The sequence below is a fragment of the Leisingera sp. ANG59 genome (assembly GCF_013317235.1).
In the GTDB taxonomy this organism is placed as follows: domain Bacteria; phylum Pseudomonadota; class Alphaproteobacteria; order Rhodobacterales; family Rhodobacteraceae; genus Leisingera.
Window position 1 is genome coordinate 36057 of record NZ_WLCM01000008.1, and the last position, 18630, is coordinate 54686.

The window sequence follows — 18630 nt, forward strand, 5'->3', positions numbered from 1 at the left end:
AAAATGGGAGTAACCTGATGAAATCACTGATCCTTGGCACCGCCGCCCTGGCGCTGACCGCGGGCATGGGCCTGGCGGACACCGTGCGTCTGGGCACCGAGGGCGCCTACGCGCCGTGGAACTTCGTCAACGACGCCGGCGAGATCGACGGCTTCGAGCGCGAACTGGGCGATGAGCTGTGCAAGCGCGCCGAGCTGACCTGCGAGTGGGTCAAGAACGACTGGGATTCGATCATTCCGAACCTGGTCTCCGGCAACTACGACACCATCATCGCCGGGATGTCGATCACCGACGAGCGTGACGAGGTCATCGACTTCACCCAGCCCTACACGCCGCCGGATCCTTCGGCCTATGTGGCGCAGTCGGCTGACGTCGACCTCGAAGGCGGCGTGATCGCAGCCCAGGCCACCACCATCCAGGCGGCCTTCATCGCTGAGCAGGGCTGGACCCTGGTCGAATTCGCCACCCCGGAAGAAACCGTCGCTGCCGTGCGCAACGGCGAAGCTGACGCGGTTCTGGCCGACAAGAGCTTTCTCGACACCGTGGTCGGCGACGATCTGGTGATGCTGGAAAAAACCGAATCCCTGGGCGGCGGCGTTGGCATGGGCTTCCGCGAGTCGGATGCCGAGCTGCGCGGCAAATTCGACGCGGCCATCCAGTCGATGAAAGACGACGGCTCGCTGAACGAACTGATTGCCAAGTGGGAAGTGTCCTCCCAGTGGTAATCTGATCCTGTATCAGGATCCAGCAGGCCCGCCGCTGCGGCGCGCGGGCCTCATTCATTCTCTTCCGGTGCGAATTGCACCGGGCACGACCGGAGAAAGACAGGCTCAAACATGTTTTCCTACTGCACGGACCCATCCACGCTTGAGGGGCTGAGCTGGCTCAGCTGCTATCTGACCACCGGCAAGCATGTGAACCTCTACATCTCGGTCTTCGTGGTGCTGGCCCTGCTGGCGATCACCGCCCCCGTGGCACTGCTGTTCGGCTTCGGTGCTGCCAGCGCCGCCCGCTCCAAATTCTTGCCGCTGCGCTGGTTCGGCAAGGGCTACACCAGCATCGTGCGTGGTGTGCCGGACATTGCTTTCTTCCTGTTTTTCGTCATCGCACTCGATCAGGCGTTTGAATGGATGCGCCACAAGGTGAAATGCCCGGACTGGGATCAGCCGATCCGCCAGGGTATCGACTTTGTGGTCTGCGACGTGGCCAAGCTGCCGCTCTCGACCTCGCCGCAGTGGGTGCATGAAACCTACGGTTTCTTTCTGGCGGTGCTGACCTTCTCCATCGTCTTCGGGGCTTTTGCCGCCAACGTCCTCTATGGCGCCATGCGGGCAGTCCCGCGCGCCCAGATCGAAACCGCCGAGGCCTATGGCATGACCCACCGCCAGGCGTTCTGGCGCATCCTGGTGCCGCAGATGTGGGTCTATGCGCTGCCCGGCCTGTCGAACCTGTGGATGGTGCTGATCAAGTCCACGCCGCTGCTGTTCCTTCTGGGGGTCGAGGACATCGTCTATTGGGCGCGTGAACTGGGCGGCACTAAGACCGCGCGCTTCACCGACTATCCGCACCCGAACTGGCATGTCTGGTACTTTGCCGCGCTGCTGGTGTTCTACCTCTGTTTCACCAAAGTGTCCGAAGTGGTGCTGGATCGGGTCATGAAGCGCCTGACCAAAGGCCAGGCCACCGCGGGTGGCGAAGCACAAAGAAAGGCAGCGGCATGAGTTGCGTCGAAACCATCCAGGCCTATGCCCTCCGCTCCCTCGGCTTTGGCGAACGGCTGCTGCCGCGCGGTGAATATACCCTGTGCGAGCATTTCACCCTGATCGGCTCCGGCCTGATCTGGAACGTCTATTTCGGCGCGCTGGCGCTGATGACCGGCTTCTTCCTGGCGGTGGCGCTGGCGGTGGGCAAATCCAGCACCAACCCGCTGTGGCGCAAGCCGGCCGAGTGGTTCATCTTCGTGTTCCGCGGCAGCCCGCTGTTCATCCAGTTCTTCTTTGCTTACGCCTGTTTCCTCAGCCTGAAAGGCGTGTCCAGCTTCTTCGATCCGTTCACCTCCGCCTGGCTGGGGGCGCTGATCGTGCTGTTCTGCAACACCGCAGCCTACTCGGGTGAGATCTTCTATGGCGCGCTGCTGTCGATCCCCAAAGGCGACATCGAAGCCGCCGATGCCTATGGCATGACCGGCTGGAACCGCTTCCGCCGCATCACTTTCCCGACTATGCTGCGGCTGGCCTGGCCTGCCTACACCAACGAGGCGATCTTCCTCTTCCACGCCACCACGCTGGTCTTCTTCTCCGGCTTTCCGGCGTGGCGCCAGCAGGGCGATGCGCTCTATTACGCCAGCTATTTCGCGGACAAGACCTTCAACCCGTTTGTCCCCTACCCGATCCTGGCCTTCTACTTCATCCTGCTGACGCTGGTGATCATTTCCCTGTTCGGCTTTGTGAACCGGCGGCTGAACAGGCATTTGCCGCAGGAGCGGCGCAAGAAGTTCCGCTGGCGTCCGAACCTGATCCGCTAACGGCAGAATGGCTCCTTCGGGAGCCATTTTCGTTGAGGGAGCAGACCGCCAGAAAGCATGCCCTGGCCTGATGTGCCGGCCCTCCCCCTCGGAAAACCGCTCACGCAGCCGCCACCTCAAACTTTTGATCAAATTATCTTGGCGAATGGATTTCCTTAGGCTAGGGTTGGCGCAACGCACTTATGGAGCCTCAAATGGACCTGCCCGGACTGAAGACAATCCGCATTGCTGCCTGTGACATGAACGGCCAGATGCGCGGCAAGCGGCTGCCCGCGAGCCAGGCCGGCAAGCTGGAGAGCGGCGGCGCACGGATGCCGGTATCTGCCCTCAACGTTGATCTGTGGGGCCGCGACGTCGAAGACAGCCCACTGGTTTTTGAGACCGGCGATGCCGACGGCGTGATGCTGCCCACCGAACGCGGTCCGGTGCCAATGCCCTGGCTCAAAACTGCCTCGGCGCTGGTGCCGATGGCGATGTACTGGGAGGATGGCTCCCCTTTCCTGGGCGACCCCCGCCATGTGCTGGCTGATGTGCTGTCGCGCTACACTGCGCGCGGCTGGACTGTGGTTGCCGCCACCGAGATGGAATTCAGCCTGCTGGACGACAGCGGCACCCGCCCTGCGCCGCCGATCGATCCGCTCACGGGGCGCGAACTGGATCAGCAATCGGTGCTGTCGATCGCCGAACTGGACGCCTTTGACGAGTTCTTTTCCGATCTCTACGACGGCGCCGAGGCGATGGGCATCCCTGCCCAGGACGCCATTTCAGAGGCCGGCCTCGGCCAGTTCGAAATCAACCTCCTCCACCAGGAGGCCATGCGCGCCGCAGATGATGCATGGCTGTTCAAGGCCTTGGTCAAAGGGCTTGCGCGCAAACACGGATTTGCCGCGACCTTCATGGCCAAGCCGTATGCCGAAGATGCCGGTAACGGCATGCATGTGCATTTTTCGGTCGAAGACCAGGACGGAAACAACGTCTTTGATGACGGCAGCGAAAAGGGATCCGACCTGCTGATGCACGCGGTGGCCGGCTGTCTGGCAGCAATGCCTGCCAGCTCGCTGATCTTTGCGCCGCATGGCAATTCCTATGACCGGCTGGTGCCTGGCGCCCATGCGCCAGTCAGTGCCGCCTGGGCTTATGAAAACCGCACTGCCGCCATCCGCATCCCTGGCGGCAGCCCCAAGGCGCGGCGGATCGAACACCGGGTCGCAGGCGGCGACATCAACCCCTACCTGATGCTTGCCACAGTGCTGGGCGCGGCCTTGGCCGGGATTGAGGAAAGGATGCAGCCGCCCGCTCCCTCCGCCGGCAACATCTACGAGATCGAGGGCCTGCCGCAGCTGGCCTCCGACTGGGAGACCGCGATCAACTGGTTCGACACCGACCCGCTGATCGCCCGCATTCTGCCCGATCTGGCCATCCGGAACCTGGTGATGACCAAGCGGCAGGAGCTGAAAGGCTTTGCGGAGCGCCCCAAGGAGAGCCATTGGCTGTCCTGGCTGGAAGCGGTATAAAACCGCTTTGCCCGAGGCGCCTGGCAAGGCTCTTGCCCGCTCAGGCAACCTCGGCTAGGCTTAATTTGATCAAATTTGGTGACTCATGAAAATCGGCATCCTGCAAACCGGCCACTCCCCCGAAGACCTGTTCGGCCCGTTCGGCGACTACGACGCTATGTTCCGCGACATGCTGGACGGCCACGGGTTTGAGTTTCAGACCTGGCCGGTGGTGGACGGCATCCTGCCCGGCGGGCCTCAGGACGCCGACGCCTGGCTGATCACCGGCTCCAAGCACGGCGCCTATGAGGATCACGCCTGGATCCCGCCGCTGGAGGAACTGATCCGCGCCATCCATGCGCGCAAGCAGCCGCTGGCCGGGATCTGCTTCGGCCATCAGATCATCGCGCAGGCGCTCGGCGGCAAGGTCGAGAAGTTCGAAGGCGGCTGGGCAGTGGGTCCCGTCACCTATCAGGTGGGCGGCAAGGATCTGACCCTGAACGCCTGGCATCAGGACCAGATTGTTAAGCTGCCCGAAGACGCACGGGTGCTGGGCGGCAATGATTTCTGCCGGAACGGCGTCCTCGCCTATGGCGACCACATCATCTCCTGGCAGCCCCACCCGGAATTCCCCAATGCCTTTGTCGGCGGCCTGATTGAAAAACGCGGCCGCGGCGTGGTGCCCGACGACCTGCTGGACCGTGCAGCCGAACAGCTGGACGCTCCCGTGGACAACCAAGAGATCGCAACCTTCCTCGCAGAATTTTACAGGAAAGAGAGGACCTAATGTCAGCCTGGCTCGACACCCTTCCCGAAGCAGCAAAAGCCTATCTGGAGGGGCGTCGTCTCGACGAAGTCGAATGCGTTATCTCGGACCTTCCCGGTATCGCCCGCGGCAAGGCGGTACCGGCATCGAAATTCGCAAAGACCGATTACTTTCATCTGCCCGACAGCATCTTTTACCAGACCATCACCGGGGACTGGGCTGATGCCGCGGATGAGGACGGCTGGATCGAAAAGGACATGACCCTGAAGCCGGACATGTCGACGGCCACGGCTGCGCCCTGGACTGGCGACTGGACGCTGCAGGTGATCCACGACGCCTATGACCGGCACGATCAGCCGATCCCCTACAGCCCGCGCAACGTGCTGAAACGCGTGGTGCAGCTGTACCGCGACAAGGGCTGGAAACCGGTTGTGGCGCCGGAGATGGAATTCTTCCTGGTTGCCCGCAACATCGACCCGGCCAAGGAGATCGAGCCGATGATGGGCCGCTCCGGCCGCCCGGCAGCGGCGCGGCAGGCCTATTCGATGACCGCGGTGGACGAGTTCGGACCCGTCATCGACGATATCTACGACTTTGCCGAAGCGCAGGGGTTCGAGATCGACGGCATCACCCAGGAGGGCGGCGCCGGCCAGCTGGAGATCAACCTGCGCCACGGCGATCCGGTCAAGCTGGCGGATGAGGTGTTCTACTTCAAGCGCCTGATCCGCGAGGCGGCACTGCGCCACGACTGTTTTGCCACCTTCATGGCCAAGCCGATCGAGGATGAGCCGGGTTCGGCCATGCATATCCACCATTCCATCCTGGATGTGGAAACCGGCCAGAACATCTTCTCCGGCCCGCAGGGCGGCGAGACGGATGCGTTCTACAACTTCATCGCCGGTTTGCAGAACCACCTGCCTGCCGGTCTGGCTGTGATGGCGCCCTATGTGAACTCCTACCGCCGCTACGTGAAGGACCACGCCGCGCCGATCAACCTGGAATGGGCGCGCGACAACCGCACCACCGGCATCCGCGTGCCGCTTTCTGGACCCGAGGCCCGGCGCGTGGAGAACCGCATCGCCGGCATGGACTGCAACCCCTACCTGGGCATCGCTCTGTCGCTGGCCTGCGGCTATCTCGGCCTGATCAACGAGGAACGCCCGCGCAAGCAGTTCAAGGGCGACGCCTATGAGGGCGAAGGCGATATCCCGCAGGTGATGGGCCAGGCGCTGGACCTGTTTGACGAGGCCAAGGAGCTGCACGAGGTGCTGGGCCCGGACTTTGCCCGCGTCTACTCAATCGTGAAGCGCGCGGAGTATGAGGAGTTCCTGCAGGTTATCTCCCCCTGGGAGCGCGAACATCTGCTGATGAACGTCTAAAGCCTCTGGCGCTGCGCCCCGGTGCAGCGCCAGTGCAATTGAGTACTTGGGCAAAGAAGAACAGCGGGACTCTGAGCGAGCCTCCCGCCAACAGGTGAGGTGCGGGATGGCGATGAACCTGCTCTATTCCAATGACCGCAAGGGCGAGTATCCAAACAGTTGGTATGCGGCGACCGCCGCACCGCTGGAGCGGTTTCCGGCGCTGAAAAGCGATGTAAAGGCGGACGTCTGCATCGTCGGCGGCGGCTACACGGGCCTGTCTGCCGCCCTGCATCTGGCAGAGGCAGGCCTGTCCGTCGTTCTGCTGGAAGCGCAGCGGGTGGGCTTTGGCGCCTCTGGCCGCAACGGCGGCCAGCTGGGCAGCGGCCAGCGGATGGAGCAGGACGGGCTGGAAAAGCTGGTCGGCCTCGATGATGCCCGCAAGCTCTGGGATCTGGCCGAAGGCGCCAAGGACCTGGTGAAGGGCCTGGTCGCCCGCCATTCCATCGACTGCCACCTGAAGCTTGGCTTGGCCCACGCCTGTTTCTCCAAGGGCGAAACAGCGCATGAGCATGCCTATGCCGAGCATCTTCAAAACCGTTACGGTTATAGCCAGATCGAACCGCTGAACGAGGAGCAAATGCAAGCCCTCTGCCCGTCGCCGGCCTATGTGGGGGGTTCCTTGGACAAGAGGGCGGGCCATCTTCACCCGCTCGCCTATGTGCTGGGCCTGGCCCGCGCAGCAGCCACTGCCGGAACCGTAATCCACGAGGGCAGCGAGGTTCTGGATATTGAGGAAGGCGCCAGGCTGCGTATCCGCACTGCAGGCGGCACCGTCACCGCGGATCACCTGATCCTTGCCTGCAACGGCTACCTCGGCGGGCTGAACGGCCAGGTCGCTGCGCGGGTGATGCCGATCAACAACTTCGTTGTGGCCACCGAACCGCTGGGTGAGGACGCCGCCCGGGTGCTGACCCGCGACGTTGCTGTTGCGGACACCAAATTCGTGGTGAACTACTTCCGCCTCAGCCACGACAAGCGGCTGCTGTTCGGTGGCGGCGAAAGCTATGGCTACCGGTTCCCGGCAGACATCTCCGCCACCGTGCGCAAGCCGATGACGGAGATCTTCCCGCACTTGAAAGACGTGAAGATCGATTACGCCTGGGGCGGCACCCTGGGCATCACCATGAAGCGGATGCCGTACCTGGCGCGGCTGGCGCCCAATGTGCTGACCGCCTCCGGCTACTCCGGCCACGGCGTCGGCACCGCCACCCATGCGGGCCAGCTGATGGCGCAGGCCATTCAGGGGCAGGCCGAAGGGTTTGATACTATGGCCCGCGTCCCCGCCCCGCGCTTCCCCGGCGGGCCGCGGATGCGTTCTCCGCTTCTGGTGCTGGCCATGACCTGGTTTGCCATGCGCGACCGGCTGGGGGTCTGACGCCCCCGCCGGGCCGGCTGGTTTCCGCGCAACTCCGCAACAGTTCTGTGAAATTTCGCCGGGCGCGGCAAATTCCGCCGCGCCCGGGCTTGGCATCCCGGAAACTTAGTTTTAAATTTCCCAAAGAAACTATTCAGGATTTTGAAATATGGCCCTGCCGCCCAACGTTCATGACGCTGAACCCATCCCCGCAGCCGCCCGCGATGCCATCGACGCCCTGATGCAATCGGGCGACCTGTTCCGCTACACAGCGCCGGAAGATGCGCCAGTGACGCTGCTGGAACAGGAATACGCGGCGCTCCTGGGCAGCAAATACGCGCTGGCGGTCTCTTCCTGCTCGGCGGCGCTGTTCCTGTCTCTGAAGGCGCTTGGCCTGCCCCGCGACGCGCGGGTTCTGATCCCGGCCTTCACCTTTGCCGCAGTGCCTTCTTCGGTGGTGCATGCAGACTGCGTGCCGGTGCTGTGCGAGGTGGGCGAGAATTACCGCATCGACATGGACGATTTCGAGGCCAAGCTGGACAGCGTGCAGGCTGTGATCATCAGCCATATGCGCGGCCATACCTCCGACATGGACGCGATCATGGCGCTGTGCGACGCCCGCGGCATCCCGGTGGTCGAAGACGCGGCCCATTCGCTGGGCACCACCTGGCACGGCCGGAACATCGGCACCATCGGCAAGGTGGGCTGCTTCTCGTTCCAGTCCTACAAGATGGTCAACGCCGGCGAAGGCGGCATCCTGATCACCGACGACGCCGACCTGATCGCCCGCGCCGTGATTATGTCCGGCGCCTATGAGCACAACTGGAAAAAGCACAAGGGCCCGCACGGGGAAAACACTCCGGACCTGGAGCAGGCCTTTGCCAAGTGGCAGAACCAGCTGCCGCTGTATAACCTGCGGATGAGCAACCTGTCCGCCGCCGTGATCCGCCCGCAGCTGCCGGAGCTGGCGCGCCGGGTGCGAGACGGGCTTGCCAACCACGACTATGTGGCCGAACGGCTGAACGCCTCGCCCTATTTTGACGTTCCGGCACCGCTGGCCCCGGAACGCCGGGCGCCGGATTCGATCCAGTTCAACCTGGTGGATCTCAGCGAGGCGCAGACCCGTGCTTTTGCCGCCGCGGCTGAGGTCAAGGGCGTCAAGGTGCAGGTCTTCGGCCTCTCCACCGACAACGCACGCGCCTTCTGGAACTGGCAGTTCCTGCGCGATCAGCCCGACCTGCCGCAGACCCGCGCGATGCTGATGAAAGCCTGCGACGTGCGCCTGCCGGTGCGCCTGACCCGGGCGGAGCTGGACGTGATCGCGGACATACTGCTGGCCGCGGCCGAGGAAACCATGGGCAGGGCAGCTGCCTGAGGACCACTGGCGCTTTAGCGCGTTATCGCCCTGGCCCTGCGCCGGGGCTTTTTCATGATTGCAATCCAGGCTTGTGCCGTCCACGTTGCCGCCCATGAAAGGCCCGATGAAATTCAAACGGCGCCCGGCCACCGCGCTGGTTGCCATGGCAAATTCCCTGAGCATGGGGGATGCCGTCCCCGAGGACGAACTGAGCCAGATCATTGGCGCGGTTGTGTCCGGCCGAGCGGAGCGGGCCGCGCTGCTCGCTGCCCTCCGGGCGTCGAACGACCCGGACTGCGGGCTGGCCGTAGCCGACCTGCTGATCGCCTTTGCCACGGAAGCCGCCGGGGCTGAGGCGCAGGCCAGAGACGCAGACCAAGTCATCGGCCAATGGGCGCAGCGGCTGGCCGCAGGCGCGCTGCTGGCGAGCTTTGGCGCAGCCATTGCCGGCACCGTCACCGGCGGGCTGGCCTTTGGCCTCACACTACTGTCCTTTTCAGGCTTCATTTTCGCCACCGCCTCCAGGATCGGCGGGCGGGGGAAAATGCGCCGCCGCGCGCAAGACCGGGAAAGCGCCGACTCGCTGGCCCGCCACGTGCTCGAGGCAGGCAAACTTAAGCAAGACGGGAAGTGATATGGAATTTTCAGCTTTCTTCCCCTATATTGGCAGCACAACCGGAGAACCACATGTTCGAAGCCATGGGACTTGAGACTGTCATCGTCAGCACGATCATTGGCGCCTGCGCCCTTTCCTTTGGCGCCAGCGCCTATCTTTTCATGCGCGCGCGTCCGCAACCGGCGGCAAAAGATTTGGACAAAATCGTGAAAAACGCCCCCTATCACCGCCTGCACAACGTGCTGAAGGTCGAGGCCGGGTCCTGATCCGCACACGCAACTAACTGACCGCGCATTAAAAAGCCCCCGCCGAACCGGACAGGGGGCTTATCTGTAAGTACTGCTGTCAGCGCCGGGCGCTGCGCGTCACTTCATCTTCGACAGTTTTTCCTGCAGCGCCGCCAGCTGTTTCTTGATGTCGTCCAGATCCTCGCCGCTGCCTTCGGATTTCTCTTCGTCAGCCGCGCCGCCGGTCCATCCGCCGGCACCGAACCCGCCGGTCATCGCCTTCAGGAACGCTTCCTGTTGCGCCTTCATCGCCTCGAACCCAGGCATCTTGGACATCGGGTTCATGGCGTTCATGTTCTCCATCATCTTCGACTGGCTCTCGCGCAGCATGTCAAAGGAGGTCTGCAGGAACTGCGGCATCACCCCGCCGCCCGGCACCATGTAGCTGCGCACCAGGTCGTTCAGCACATTGACAGGCAGCACGTTCTCGCCGCGACTCTCATGCTCGGCAATAATCTGCAGCAGATACTGGCGGGTCAGGTCGTCACCGGTCTTCAGGTCGACGATCTGCACTTCGCGGCCTTCCCGGATGAACCCGGCGATATCCTCCAGCGTTACATAATCGCTGGTCTCGGTGTTATAGAGCCGCCGGCTCGCATACCGTTTGATCAGCAAGGGTTTGTCCTGTTCTGCCATGTGTTCCCTCCCCGGTCATGACGCATTGCAGCGAAGCCTATGCCACTGCAGAACAAAAGGGAAGCCTTGGCGTGTTTTCCGCAACAATTGTTCTGTACAGCCCTGCTGCATCTGCATCGAAAGCGCTTGACCTGAACCTGGCTTGAGCTTTTATCAGTACCCCCGCACCAGAATTTTAGAGCGGGAGCACACAGCTATGAACATCCTGATCCTGGGCGGAACCGGCTCCATCGGCACCGCAGTCACCCAAGAACTTATCCGCCACGGCCACGGCGTCACCGGCCTCAGCCGGTCGCAGGCTTCGGACCGCAAGCTGGAAGCGATGGGCGCCCGCACCCTGCGCGGCGATCTGCGCAGCCCCGGCGCCTGGATCCGCGAAGCGGCCCGCGCGGACGGGCTGATCCAGCTCGCCGCAACCTTCGATGATGACATGGCCGAGGCCGATACCACGGCCATTGCCGCCATCCTGCAGCAAGCCGCCCTGCGCCCGGAGCCGCTGCGGATGATCTACACCGGCGGCTGCTGGCTCTATGGCGCGACCGGCAGCCGCATCGCGGATGAGGCCAGCCCGATGCGGCCGATCAAACCCTTTGCCTGGATGGAGAGGAACGCCCGCACGGTTCTGTCCTCGCCCGCCGTCTCAGCCGCGGTGATCCACCCGGCGATGGTCTACCACGCCGGGGGCGGCGCGTTTTCAAGCTACCTCGACGCCGCCCGCAACGGGCAGCCGTTCGAGATCTGGGGCAGCATCTCTACCCGCTGGCCGCTGATCCAGCGTGATGACCTGGCCCGCGCCTACCGCCTGCTGCTGGAAAATCCGGAACTCACCGGCCATTTCAACGCCAGCGCCCAGGACGGCGTGTCGGTGGCGGAGATCACCGGCGAGATCGCCCGCCGCCACGGCCACGACAGCGGCTATGTGGTGCGCAGCCTGAAGCACGTGCTGTTCGAATACGGCGCCTGGGCCGAAGGCCCTGTATTGGACCAGCAGATGGGCTCCTCCAAACTGCGCCGCCTGACCGGCTGGCAGCCGCAATATGCCAGCTTCCGCGATGCGCAGTTCTGAAGGAAAGTCATAAACCGCTGAAAAAGGGCGCGCTTTCCCACCCCATAAAACCACTAAAAAATCCTCAATATGATATAATACAGGCTAGGTCTTTGAGTCTGTGGTGCAGGAGAATGGCTGACCAAGGGGACAGACAAAGACAAGCTGCCATATTGATTGCTGACGTTGCCGGTTTTTCCGCGCTTGTGGAAACAGGGGAATCCGAGGCCGTTGCGGCCGTGCGCAAACTGGCCGACCAGATCATCGTGCCCGCAGCGCGTCAGTATTCGGGCCAGCTTGTCAAAACACTGGGGGACGGTTTTCTTCTGGAATTTCCCTCCTCCTTGCAGGCTGTGAAAGCTGCCCTGCTGATATCCCGGAGGGCAACAGGCCAGGCGGCCAGCCCGGACCATAAGCGTCTGGCATTACGCATGGGCATCCACACGGGAAGTGTGATCTCATCCGGAGACGACCTGTTCGGAAACTGCGTCAACATTGCTGCCCGGCTTGAAAGCCTGGCCGGGCCTGGCGAAATCTGTGTCTCAGGCACCGTGCAGGAACAGGTCCGGGGGCGGATCAATGCCGCCTTCGACGACCTGGGCCTGCAGGTCATCCGCAACATTTCCGATCCTGTGCGGATTTTCCGCATTGCTGAAAACACCATGCCGCAGCTGGATCCTGAAGGCCCGGCCTACGAAATCTCCATTGCGGTTCTGCCTTTCACCGGCAAACCTGCCGATGCGGACAGCGCAAGCAACCTGGCGGAATCGCTGACCGAGGACATCACCATCGGCCTCTCCCGCTTTCGCGACCTGCGGGTGATATCCCGAACGACCGCGCTGCGCTATGCCAGCAGCGCCTCGGAGACTTCCCTGGCCGCGGTTGAACTGGGTGTACGCTACCTGGCCGAAGGCACTGTACGGCATTTGCCGGACAGACTACGGGTCGCCATCACTCTGGCCGATGGGATCAGCGGCACTACGCTGCTCAGCGAACAATTCCATCTGGAGGCCGACGCCGGCATTGGCCAGCAGGACGCTCTGGCCCGGCAGATCACGCAAACCCTGGCGGGACAGCTGCAAGCCACTGCAAAACGGAAAGCGGCCGCGATATCCGCAAGCGGCGCTCCGATGACCGCGAGGGAACTTGTCCTGAAAGCAAAGGCACTGATCCTGGACACTCGCGACGCGCTGTTCCAATGCCGCAGCCTGTACCAGCAGGCCAGCGACGCCGACCCTGGTAACGCCACTGCCTGTTCAGGTCTGGCGCTGACTTACTTGGTGGAATGGATGAGCGGCTGGGGCAAGTCGCCTGCCGAAACCCTGGACCGGGCCTTCCCGCTGCTGCGCCGCGCCGCCCGCATCGACCCCTTGGACAGCGTGGCGCAGCGCCGCCTGGCAGTCATGCATCTGTTCAAGGGCGAGTATTCCCTGGCAGAGGATCATTTCCAGCGCGCTCTGGCGCTCAACCCGAATGACACAGACGCCATGGCCTTTCGCGGCTTGGCCATGATCTATCAGGGCAAGCCGGAAAAAGCGCTTGCCGAGCTTGAGGAGGCCACCGCACGCAACCCGTTCCATCCAACATATTTCCATTGGTTCAAAGGCCTGGCGCTGTACATGTGCCGGGAATACAAGCCCGGCATTTCAGAGGTGAACAAGGCGGTCGGGCTGTTTCCGGGTTTCCCCGCGCCGCGCCGCCACCTGGCGGCCTGCTACGGCCAGCTGGGCGACCGATCTGCCGCAGCCCAGGAATGCGAGCGCATTCTGCAGCTGGAACCCGGATTTTCAGTCAACCGCATCCGCGGCACGCTGCCCTTCGCAAAAGCGGAAGACCTGGAGCATTACTGCGACGGTTTGCGCCTCGCCGGGCTGCCGGACTGACCTCCCGAAATGCAAAAGGACAGGCCTTGCGGCCTGCCCTTCTTCACGGTCCGGCTCCGTCAGGGAGGAGAGCGAGGGCCGGATCGTGGACGTTCTTACTTGGCAGCTGCCGAAGCTTTCTTCGCTGCGGAGGTCACCTCTTCGGTGGCCTTTTTCACGGCAGCGGTTGCTTCTTCGGTTGCGTCTTTGCCAGCAGCCATCAGCAGCTCAACGGTGTCCATCTGGACTTTCTTTGCCACTTCGGCGAAGGCAGCCATGTTTTCGGCAGCCACTTCAGCGGAAGCGGACGCGAAGTCGGTTGCGGCTTTGGCGTAGTCGGCCGGCTCTGCCTTGACTTTGGAAACGTCGCCCAGCTTGGCGATGGTTTCTTTGGTCCACTTGTTGGAGATCTCGGCGGATTTGCCGGCAGCGTCCAGCGCAACGGCGGACAGCTTCTCGTTCAGGGCTGCGGTGTTCTTGAATGCGTCTTCCATCGCTTTGGTGTCGACCGGGAAGGCGCCCATGAAGTCTTTCATCATCGCGGTGAAGTCTTGGGTCTTTGCCATAGTTCTAATTCCTCAGAAAGCTGCAGCAGGACCATCCTGCGCTCTTAGCATGAGAGGAATATGCTTTCTGCACCGCAGCATTTCAAGGGTTTTCTGCTGCGGTGCAGAAAAATTCTTTCTGCACTTGCAAAATCAACGGTTTGCCTTCACCTTCACATAGGATCCGGGCGCCGGCATCAAAGAGGGATAGCCCGAATCCCCCACCTCGCGGGCGGGAACCTGCTTGCCGGAGCGCTTCTTCAGCCAGTCGTTCCAGCGCGGCCACCAGGAACCCTCGTGGTATTCTGCGCCCTCCATCCAGGCCTCGCAGTCGCCCTTGAGGTCATCGTTGGTGTAATGGCCGTACTTCTTCTTGCTCGGCGGGTTGACGATGCCGGCGATGTGGCCGGACTCCGACACGATGAAGCTCTTGCTGCGCGAGCCCATCTGCTGCACGCCGTGATAGCAATCCTTCCAGCGGGCAATGTGATCGGTCTCGCAGGTGATCGCCATCAGCGGCACATCCACTTCCTTAATATGCAGCTTATGGCCCATCAGCTCGAACCCGTCGCCGACAAACTCGTTGTTCTGGCACAGGCCGCGCAGATACTGCACCGCCATCCGGCCCGGCAGGTTGGCGCCGTCGCCGTTCCAGTAGAGCAGATCGAAGGCCGGCGGCGTCTCGCCCATCATGTAGCTTTTGACGGCGGGGCCATAAATCAGGTCCTTGGAGCGCAGGAATGACATGGTCCGCGCAATCACCCAGGACCGCAGCAGCCCCTCCTCTTCCACCTGCGCCTCGATCCCGTCGACGAAATCGTTCTGCAGGAACGGCGTGAACTCGCCCTGGTCGCCGAAATCCGTCAGCGTGGTAAAGAAGGTGGCCGACTTCACCGACTTGTCGCCGCGCTGTTTCAAAAGCGACAGGGTCAAGCTGAGTGTGGTGCCGGCGATGCAATAGCCGACCGCATTGACCTGCTTCACCTTGCAGATCTCCTTGGCGGTCTCGATCGCGGTCAGGAAACCTTCCTGGATGTAGTCCTCCATCCCCACATCCGCGTGGCTGGCATCGGCATTGACCCAGGACACCACAAACAGGGTGTAGCCCTGCTCGGTCACCCATTTGATCAGGCTGTTCTGCGCCTTCAGGTCGAGAATGTAGAACTTGTTGATCCAGGGCGGGAACAGCACAATCGGGGTTTCATGCACTGTGTCCGTCACCGGCTTATATTGGATCAGCTCCATCATCCGGTTGCGGTAGACCACGTCGCCCGGCGTGGTGGCGATGTTGCCGCCTAGCTCAAAGGCGCTCTCATCCGCCAGCCGCACCACCAGCTCACCGTTGTTGGCCTCCAGATCGGTAACCAGGTTCTCCAGCCCGTCGATCAGCGACTGGCCTTCGGTCTCCACCGCCTTCTCCAGCGCGTCCGGATTGGTTGGCAGGAAGTTGGTCGGCGCCATCATCTCGATGATCTGATCGGCAAAGTAGGTCAGCCGCTGCTTGTCCCTGCGGTCCAGGTCCACCGCCTCATGCACCGCCTTGCGGATCGCATCGGCGTTGGTCATGTACTGCTGCTTCACGAAGTTGAAGTAGGGGCTGGTCTCCCACAGCGGATTCGAAAAACGGCGGTCCTTCGGGCCGCCGTCATCCGTGCTCTCCTGTTTTCCAGCCAGGGCTTTCTGCGCTTCGGCGAAATTCAGCACAGACTTGCTCCAGTATTCGACCTGTTGCTCCAGGATCTTGGCCGGGTTCTGCATCGCCTCCGCCCAATAGGCGGTTGCTGCGCGCGCATAAAGCTCTTGATTCGGACCGTCCAAAGCCGGGTTGTGCGGCACCTTCCGGGACATGACATCGGCCAGACGCTTGCTCAGCTCCTCCACACGGGTCATGTTTTCCTTAAGCTTTTCAATGCTCTCGGAATTGGGTGCTGCGGATAATTCGTCACTAGTTGTCATATAAAAGAATCCCTCATAGGCTTTCTGCTATGCAGAATACTCTTCTGCAATTTTCAGGGCAAAGCGGCGATTGGTCCAATGTTCCGGAAGTGATGGTCCGTTGACGCTGGGGCAGAGCCCGAAGGAGACGCGCATGCGATACATGATGACCTACGACCTGATGGAGACCGTCCGGAACACCAACCAATGGTTGGGTGCCACCGCCCTCTCCATGGCATCTTACCCGGTCTTTTCCGCCTTGCCAAATCCTGCGCTCAGCTGGATGGCCGCCTGGGGCGAAGTGACGGAACGTACTTACCAGCGCATGGTGGTAAAACCGGCCTGGGGCATCCGCACCTTCACCTGCGAGGACGGCAAGGACCACCTGGTGGACATCACCACGGTGGTGGAGCGCCCATTCGGCGACCTCATCCATTTCAAGGTCAACGGACGCGAGGAGCAGCCGCGCAAGGTGCTGCTGGTTGCCCCGATGTCCGGCCATTACGCCACCCTTCTCCGCTCTACCGTCAAGAGCTTGCTGGTGAACTGTGAAGTCTATGTGACGGACTGGCACAACGCCCGCGACATTCCTGTTTCCGCAGGGAAATTCGACGTCGAGGACTACACGCTCTACCTCGTGGATTTCATGCGCGAGCTGGGACCCGACACCCATGTTGTCGCGGTCTGCCAGCCGGTGCCGCTGACGCTGGCCGCCACCGCCTATCTGGCGGAGCAGGATCCCAAGGCGCAGCCCTCCTCGCTGACCCTCATCGGCGGCCCGGTGGACCCCGACGCCACCCCGACCGAAGTCACCGACTTCGGCCGCCGCGTCACCATGGGCCAGCTGGAGGAAACCATGATCCAGCGTGTCGGCTTCAAGTATCCCGGTGTGGGCCGCAAGGTCTACCCGGGCCTGCTGCAGCTCGCTTCTTTCATGTCGATGAACGGCGAACGCCACTCCAAGGCCTTCATGGACCAGATCCAGCGGGTCTCCCGCGGCGAAGCCTCGGATCACGATGCCCACAATCGCTTCTATGATGAATACCTAGCGGTGATGGATATGACCGCGGAATTCTACCTGTCCACGGTGGAACGCATCTTCAAGAAGCGCGAGATCGCCCGCAACGAGTTCGTCGTGAACGGCCACAAGGTCGACTTCTCGAAGATCACCGACGTGGCGGTCAAAACCGTCGAAGGCGCCAAGGATGACATCTCTGCCCCCGGCCAATGCATCGCCGCGCTGGATCTCTGCACCGGCCTGCCGGAAGAGAAGAAGGCCAGCCATGTGGAGCCCGGCGCCGGTCACTACGGCATCTTTGCGGGCCGCAGCTGGCGCAACAATATCCGGCCGCTGGTGATCGACTTCATGAACGCCAACAGCCGCCGCACCCCGGCGGCCCGCAAGCCCGCCAACAAAAACACGGCTGCCTGACCGCATGGCGGACGGGCTGGCGTTTTCCTGCAATTGCGGGGCCTTGCGCGGCGAAGTTGCCGTGCAAGGCATCAAGACCGGCACACGTGTCGTCTGCCATTGCAAGGACTGCCGCGCCAATGAGCTCTACCACGGCCAGCCCGACCCGGCGCCCGATCCGGTCGACCTGTTCCAGCTGTCGCCCGATGCCATCACCATCACCCAGGGCGCCGAGCACCTGAAGGCGCTCCGCCTCGGCCCCCGCGGCCCGTTGCGCTGGTACGCATCCTGCTGCGGCACCCCGTTCGCCAATACGCTAGCCAAGCCCGGCCTGCCCTTTGCCGGGATGCGCTCCGATCTGTTTCAGGACAAATCCGCCCTGGGCAAGATCCGCGCCAGGGCCTTCATCCCCGCCCCGGGCAAGCAAGCCCGCACCAAGGGCGGCGGCGCCATGGCCTGGGGCATCGTCAGCCGGATGATCACCGCGCGGCTGTCAGGCCGCTGGAAGGACACCCCGTTCTTTGATCCTGAAACCGGCAAGCCGGTGGCGGAGCCTCATCTGATCAGCAAAGCCGAGCGCGCCCGGCTTTACCCCTGAGCGCACAGCGCAGGCGAAGGAGCATGTTCAGCAGCAGGCGCTGCCAGCCAGTGCAGCAGCGCCCGGTTCACTGCGTCCGGCTGCTCCAGCACGGGAAAATGCCCGGCATCCGGCAAGATTGCCAGCCGCGCCTCAGGAATCAGCTGCGCCAGCAGGTCCAGCTTTGCCGGCGGCACGATCGTGTCATGCTCACCGCCCAGAACCAGAGTGGGCACATGCACCCGCCGCATCGTCGCCTGCTGATCCGGCCGCCGCTGCAGGGCACGCGCCTGCGCCACATACATCTCCGGCCCCAGTTCCATCCCCATCCGGCAGAACAGCTTGTGCACCTCCAGCCGCAAGGGGCCGGGTGCGAGCGCTTCCATCGGCAGCGTCTCGCGCAGCACGTCCTCCAGCCGCCCGGCGCGCGCCGCGACGATCTGCGGCTCCCGGCCGGCGGCTTGGTCCGGAGTGTCGGCCAGCGGGCCGGCCCCGATGATGCACAGGCGGCTGATCCGCTCCGGCGCCCGGCGCATCAGTTCCATCGCCAGGATGCCGCCCATCGAGAACCCCGCCAGGGCAAAGCGCGGCGGCAGATGGCTCAGCATCCGGGCGGCGATCTTCTCCACCGTGTCGCCGCCTGCCAGCGGCAGCACCATCACCGGCATGCTGCCGGAAAACGTCCTGACCTGAGCGTAAAATATCCGACCGTCGCACATCATGCCCGGCAGCAGAACCAGGGGTTCGCGGCACGGTTGCTGATCATAAGGCATGTCCTGCCCTCGCGGTTTGCCTCCCACC

At 62.9% G+C, this 18630-nt stretch carries 18 protein-coding genes; 14 read left to right on the top strand and 4 right to left on the bottom strand.

Annotation, left to right across the window (positions count from 1 at the left end):
• Nucleotides 1–17 precede the first annotated feature (17 nt).
• The 10 genes from GKC28_RS09460 to GKC28_RS09505 all read left to right on the top strand — a co-directional run bounded on the left by GKC28_RS09460 (nt 18) and on the right by GKC28_RS09505 (nt 9797).
• Nucleotides 18–725 carry a transporter substrate-binding domain-containing protein gene (locus tag GKC28_RS09460; protein WP_174146658.1) on the top strand — a complete coding sequence of 236 codons (708 nt, stop codon included), beginning with the start codon at nt 18–20 and terminating at the stop codon, nt 723–725.
• A gap of 111 nt (nt 726–836) precedes the next feature.
• Nucleotides 837–1721, top strand: a complete 885-nt coding sequence (locus GKC28_RS09465; RefSeq protein ID WP_174146659.1) for an ABC transporter permease — start codon at nt 837–839, stop codon at nt 1719–1721.
• Nucleotides 1718–2524, top strand: coding sequence for an ABC transporter permease (locus GKC28_RS09470; RefSeq protein WP_174146660.1), 807 nt, complete (start codon nt 1718–1720; stop codon nt 2522–2524). The genes GKC28_RS09465 and GKC28_RS09470 overlap by 4 nt, the downstream gene beginning before the upstream one ends.
• Before the next feature lie 194 nt (nt 2525–2718).
• Nucleotides 2719–4038, top strand: coding sequence for a glutamine synthetase family protein (locus GKC28_RS09475; RefSeq protein WP_174146661.1), 1320 nt, complete (start codon nt 2719–2721; stop codon nt 4036–4038).
• An 85-nt stretch (nt 4039–4123) separates the two neighbouring features.
• The gene (locus GKC28_RS09480) at nt 4124–4804 is read left to right on the top strand and encodes a type 1 glutamine amidotransferase (protein WP_174146662.1); all 681 of its coding nucleotides are present in this window, start codon (nt 4124–4126) and stop codon (nt 4802–4804) included.
• Nucleotides 4804–6162, top strand: a complete 1359-nt coding sequence (locus tag GKC28_RS09485; protein ID WP_174146663.1) for a glutamine synthetase family protein — start codon at nt 4804–4806, stop codon at nt 6160–6162. The genes GKC28_RS09480 and GKC28_RS09485 overlap by 1 nt, the downstream gene beginning before the upstream one ends.
• Nucleotides 6163–6268: 106 nt before the next feature.
• The gene (locus tag GKC28_RS09490) at nt 6269–7579 is read left to right on the top strand and encodes an FAD-binding oxidoreductase (protein WP_174146664.1); all 1311 of its coding nucleotides are present in this window, start codon (nt 6269–6271) and stop codon (nt 7577–7579) included.
• 148 nt (nt 7580–7727) lie between these two features.
• Nucleotides 7728–8933, top strand: a complete 1206-nt coding sequence (locus GKC28_RS09495) for a DegT/DnrJ/EryC1/StrS aminotransferase family protein (RefSeq protein ID WP_174146665.1) — start codon at nt 7728–7730, stop codon at nt 8931–8933.
• Nucleotides 8934–9039: 106 nt separating this feature from the next.
• Complete coding sequence (locus GKC28_RS09500; RefSeq protein WP_174146666.1) at nt 9040–9549, top strand: hypothetical protein; 510 nt, start codon at nt 9040–9042, stop codon at nt 9547–9549.
• Between the two features lie 53 nt (nt 9550–9602).
• Nucleotides 9603–9797 (top strand): hypothetical protein, encoded by a 195-nt coding sequence (locus GKC28_RS09505; RefSeq protein ID WP_065266616.1) that lies wholly within the window; start codon nt 9603–9605, stop codon nt 9795–9797.
• Between the two features lie 99 nt (nt 9798–9896).
• Here the strand turns inward: GKC28_RS09505 and phaR are convergent, their stop codons facing one another.
• Nucleotides 9897–10454, bottom strand: a complete 558-nt coding sequence (gene phaR / locus GKC28_RS09510) for a polyhydroxyalkanoate synthesis repressor PhaR (protein ID WP_174146667.1) — start codon at nt 10452–10454, stop codon at nt 9897–9899.
• Nucleotides 10455–10650: 196 nt separating this feature from the next.
• Here phaR and GKC28_RS09515 point away from each other — a divergent pair, with 196 nt between their 5' ends.
• Nucleotides 10651–11520: an NAD-dependent epimerase/dehydratase family protein gene (locus GKC28_RS09515; protein WP_174146668.1), complete on the top strand. Its 870-nt coding sequence runs from the start codon at nt 10651–10653 to the stop codon at nt 11518–11520.
• Nucleotides 11521–11633: 113 nt separating this feature from the next.
• Complete coding sequence (locus GKC28_RS09520) at nt 11634–13382, top strand: adenylate/guanylate cyclase domain-containing protein (RefSeq protein WP_174146669.1); 1749 nt, start codon at nt 11634–11636, stop codon at nt 13380–13382.
• 95 nt (nt 13383–13477) lie between these two features.
• Here GKC28_RS09520 and GKC28_RS09525 read toward each other — a convergent pair whose 3' ends face one another.
• Entirely contained in the window at nt 13478–13927 is a 450-nt protein-coding gene (locus GKC28_RS09525) for a phasin family protein (RefSeq protein ID WP_039190717.1), read from the bottom strand.
• Nucleotides 13928–14059: 132 nt separating this feature from the next.
• A complete protein-coding gene (gene phaC, locus GKC28_RS09530; protein ID WP_174146670.1) occupies nt 14060–15862 on the bottom strand; it encodes an alpha/beta hydrolase in 1803 nt (600 codons plus the stop codon).
• A 133-nt stretch (nt 15863–15995) separates the two neighbouring features.
• On the opposite strand from phaC, the gene phaZ reads away from it, so the two are divergent.
• Together phaZ and GKC28_RS09540 are read left to right on the top strand one after the other, a co-directional pair.
• Complete coding sequence (gene phaZ, locus GKC28_RS09535) at nt 15996–17273, top strand: polyhydroxyalkanoate depolymerase (RefSeq protein WP_174146671.1); 1278 nt, start codon at nt 15996–15998, stop codon at nt 17271–17273.
• A gap of 4 nt (nt 17274–17277) precedes the next feature.
• Nucleotides 17278–17850 carry a DUF6151 family protein gene (locus GKC28_RS09540; protein ID WP_174146672.1) on the top strand — a complete coding sequence of 191 codons (573 nt, stop codon included), beginning with the start codon at nt 17278–17280 and terminating at the stop codon, nt 17848–17850.
• Here the strand turns inward: GKC28_RS09540 and GKC28_RS09545 are convergent.
• The gene (locus GKC28_RS09545; RefSeq protein WP_174146673.1) at nt 17841–18602 is read right to left on the bottom strand and encodes an alpha/beta fold hydrolase; all 762 of its coding nucleotides are present in this window, start codon (nt 18600–18602) and stop codon (nt 17841–17843) included. The two genes, GKC28_RS09540 and GKC28_RS09545, sit on opposite strands and share 10 nt — an antisense overlap.
• Nucleotides 18603–18630 lie beyond the last annotated feature (28 nt).

Coding starts and splice junctions, on each gene's coding strand:
- GKC28_RS09465 (WP_174146659.1), top strand. CDS start 837: ATGTTTTCCTACTGCACGGACCCATCCACGCTTGAGGGGCTGAGCTGG.
- GKC28_RS09480 (WP_174146662.1), top strand. CDS start 4,124: ATGAAAATCGGCATCCTGCAAACCGGCCACTCCCCCGAAGACCTGTTC.
- GKC28_RS09460 (WP_174146658.1), top strand. CDS start 18: ATGAAATCACTGATCCTTGGCACCGCCGCCCTGGCGCTGACCGCGGGC.
- GKC28_RS09490 (WP_174146664.1), top strand. CDS start 6,269: ATGGCGATGAACCTGCTCTATTCCAATGACCGCAAGGGCGAGTATCCA.
- GKC28_RS09505 (WP_065266616.1), top strand. CDS start 9,603: ATGTTCGAAGCCATGGGACTTGAGACTGTCATCGTCAGCACGATCATT.
- GKC28_RS09495 (WP_174146665.1), top strand. CDS start 7,728: ATGGCCCTGCCGCCCAACGTTCATGACGCTGAACCCATCCCCGCAGCC.
- GKC28_RS09540 (WP_174146672.1), top strand. CDS start 17,278: ATGGCGGACGGGCTGGCGTTTTCCTGCAATTGCGGGGCCTTGCGCGGC.
- phaZ (WP_174146671.1), top strand. CDS start 15,996: ATGCGATACATGATGACCTACGACCTGATGGAGACCGTCCGGAACACC.
- phaR (WP_174146667.1), bottom strand. CDS start 10,454: ATGGCAGAACAGGACAAACCCTTGCTGATCAAACGGTATGCGAGCCGG.
- GKC28_RS09470 (WP_174146660.1), top strand. CDS start 1,718: ATGAGTTGCGTCGAAACCATCCAGGCCTATGCCCTCCGCTCCCTCGGC.
- GKC28_RS09475 (WP_174146661.1), top strand. CDS start 2,719: ATGGACCTGCCCGGACTGAAGACAATCCGCATTGCTGCCTGTGACATG.
- GKC28_RS09485 (WP_174146663.1), top strand. CDS start 4,804: ATGTCAGCCTGGCTCGACACCCTTCCCGAAGCAGCAAAAGCCTATCTG.
- GKC28_RS09515 (WP_174146668.1), top strand. CDS start 10,651: ATGAACATCCTGATCCTGGGCGGAACCGGCTCCATCGGCACCGCAGTC.
- GKC28_RS09520 (WP_174146669.1), top strand. CDS start 11,634: ATGGCTGACCAAGGGGACAGACAAAGACAAGCTGCCATATTGATTGCT.
- GKC28_RS09525 (WP_039190717.1), bottom strand. CDS start 13,927: ATGGCAAAGACCCAAGACTTCACCGCGATGATGAAAGACTTCATGGGC.
- GKC28_RS09545 (WP_174146673.1), bottom strand. CDS start 18,602: ATGCCTTATGATCAGCAACCGTGCCGCGAACCCCTGGTTCTGCTGCCG.
- GKC28_RS09500 (WP_174146666.1), top strand. CDS start 9,040: ATGAAATTCAAACGGCGCCCGGCCACCGCGCTGGTTGCCATGGCAAAT.
- phaC (WP_174146670.1), bottom strand. CDS start 15,862: ATGACAACTAGTGACGAATTATCCGCAGCACCCAATTCCGAGAGCATT.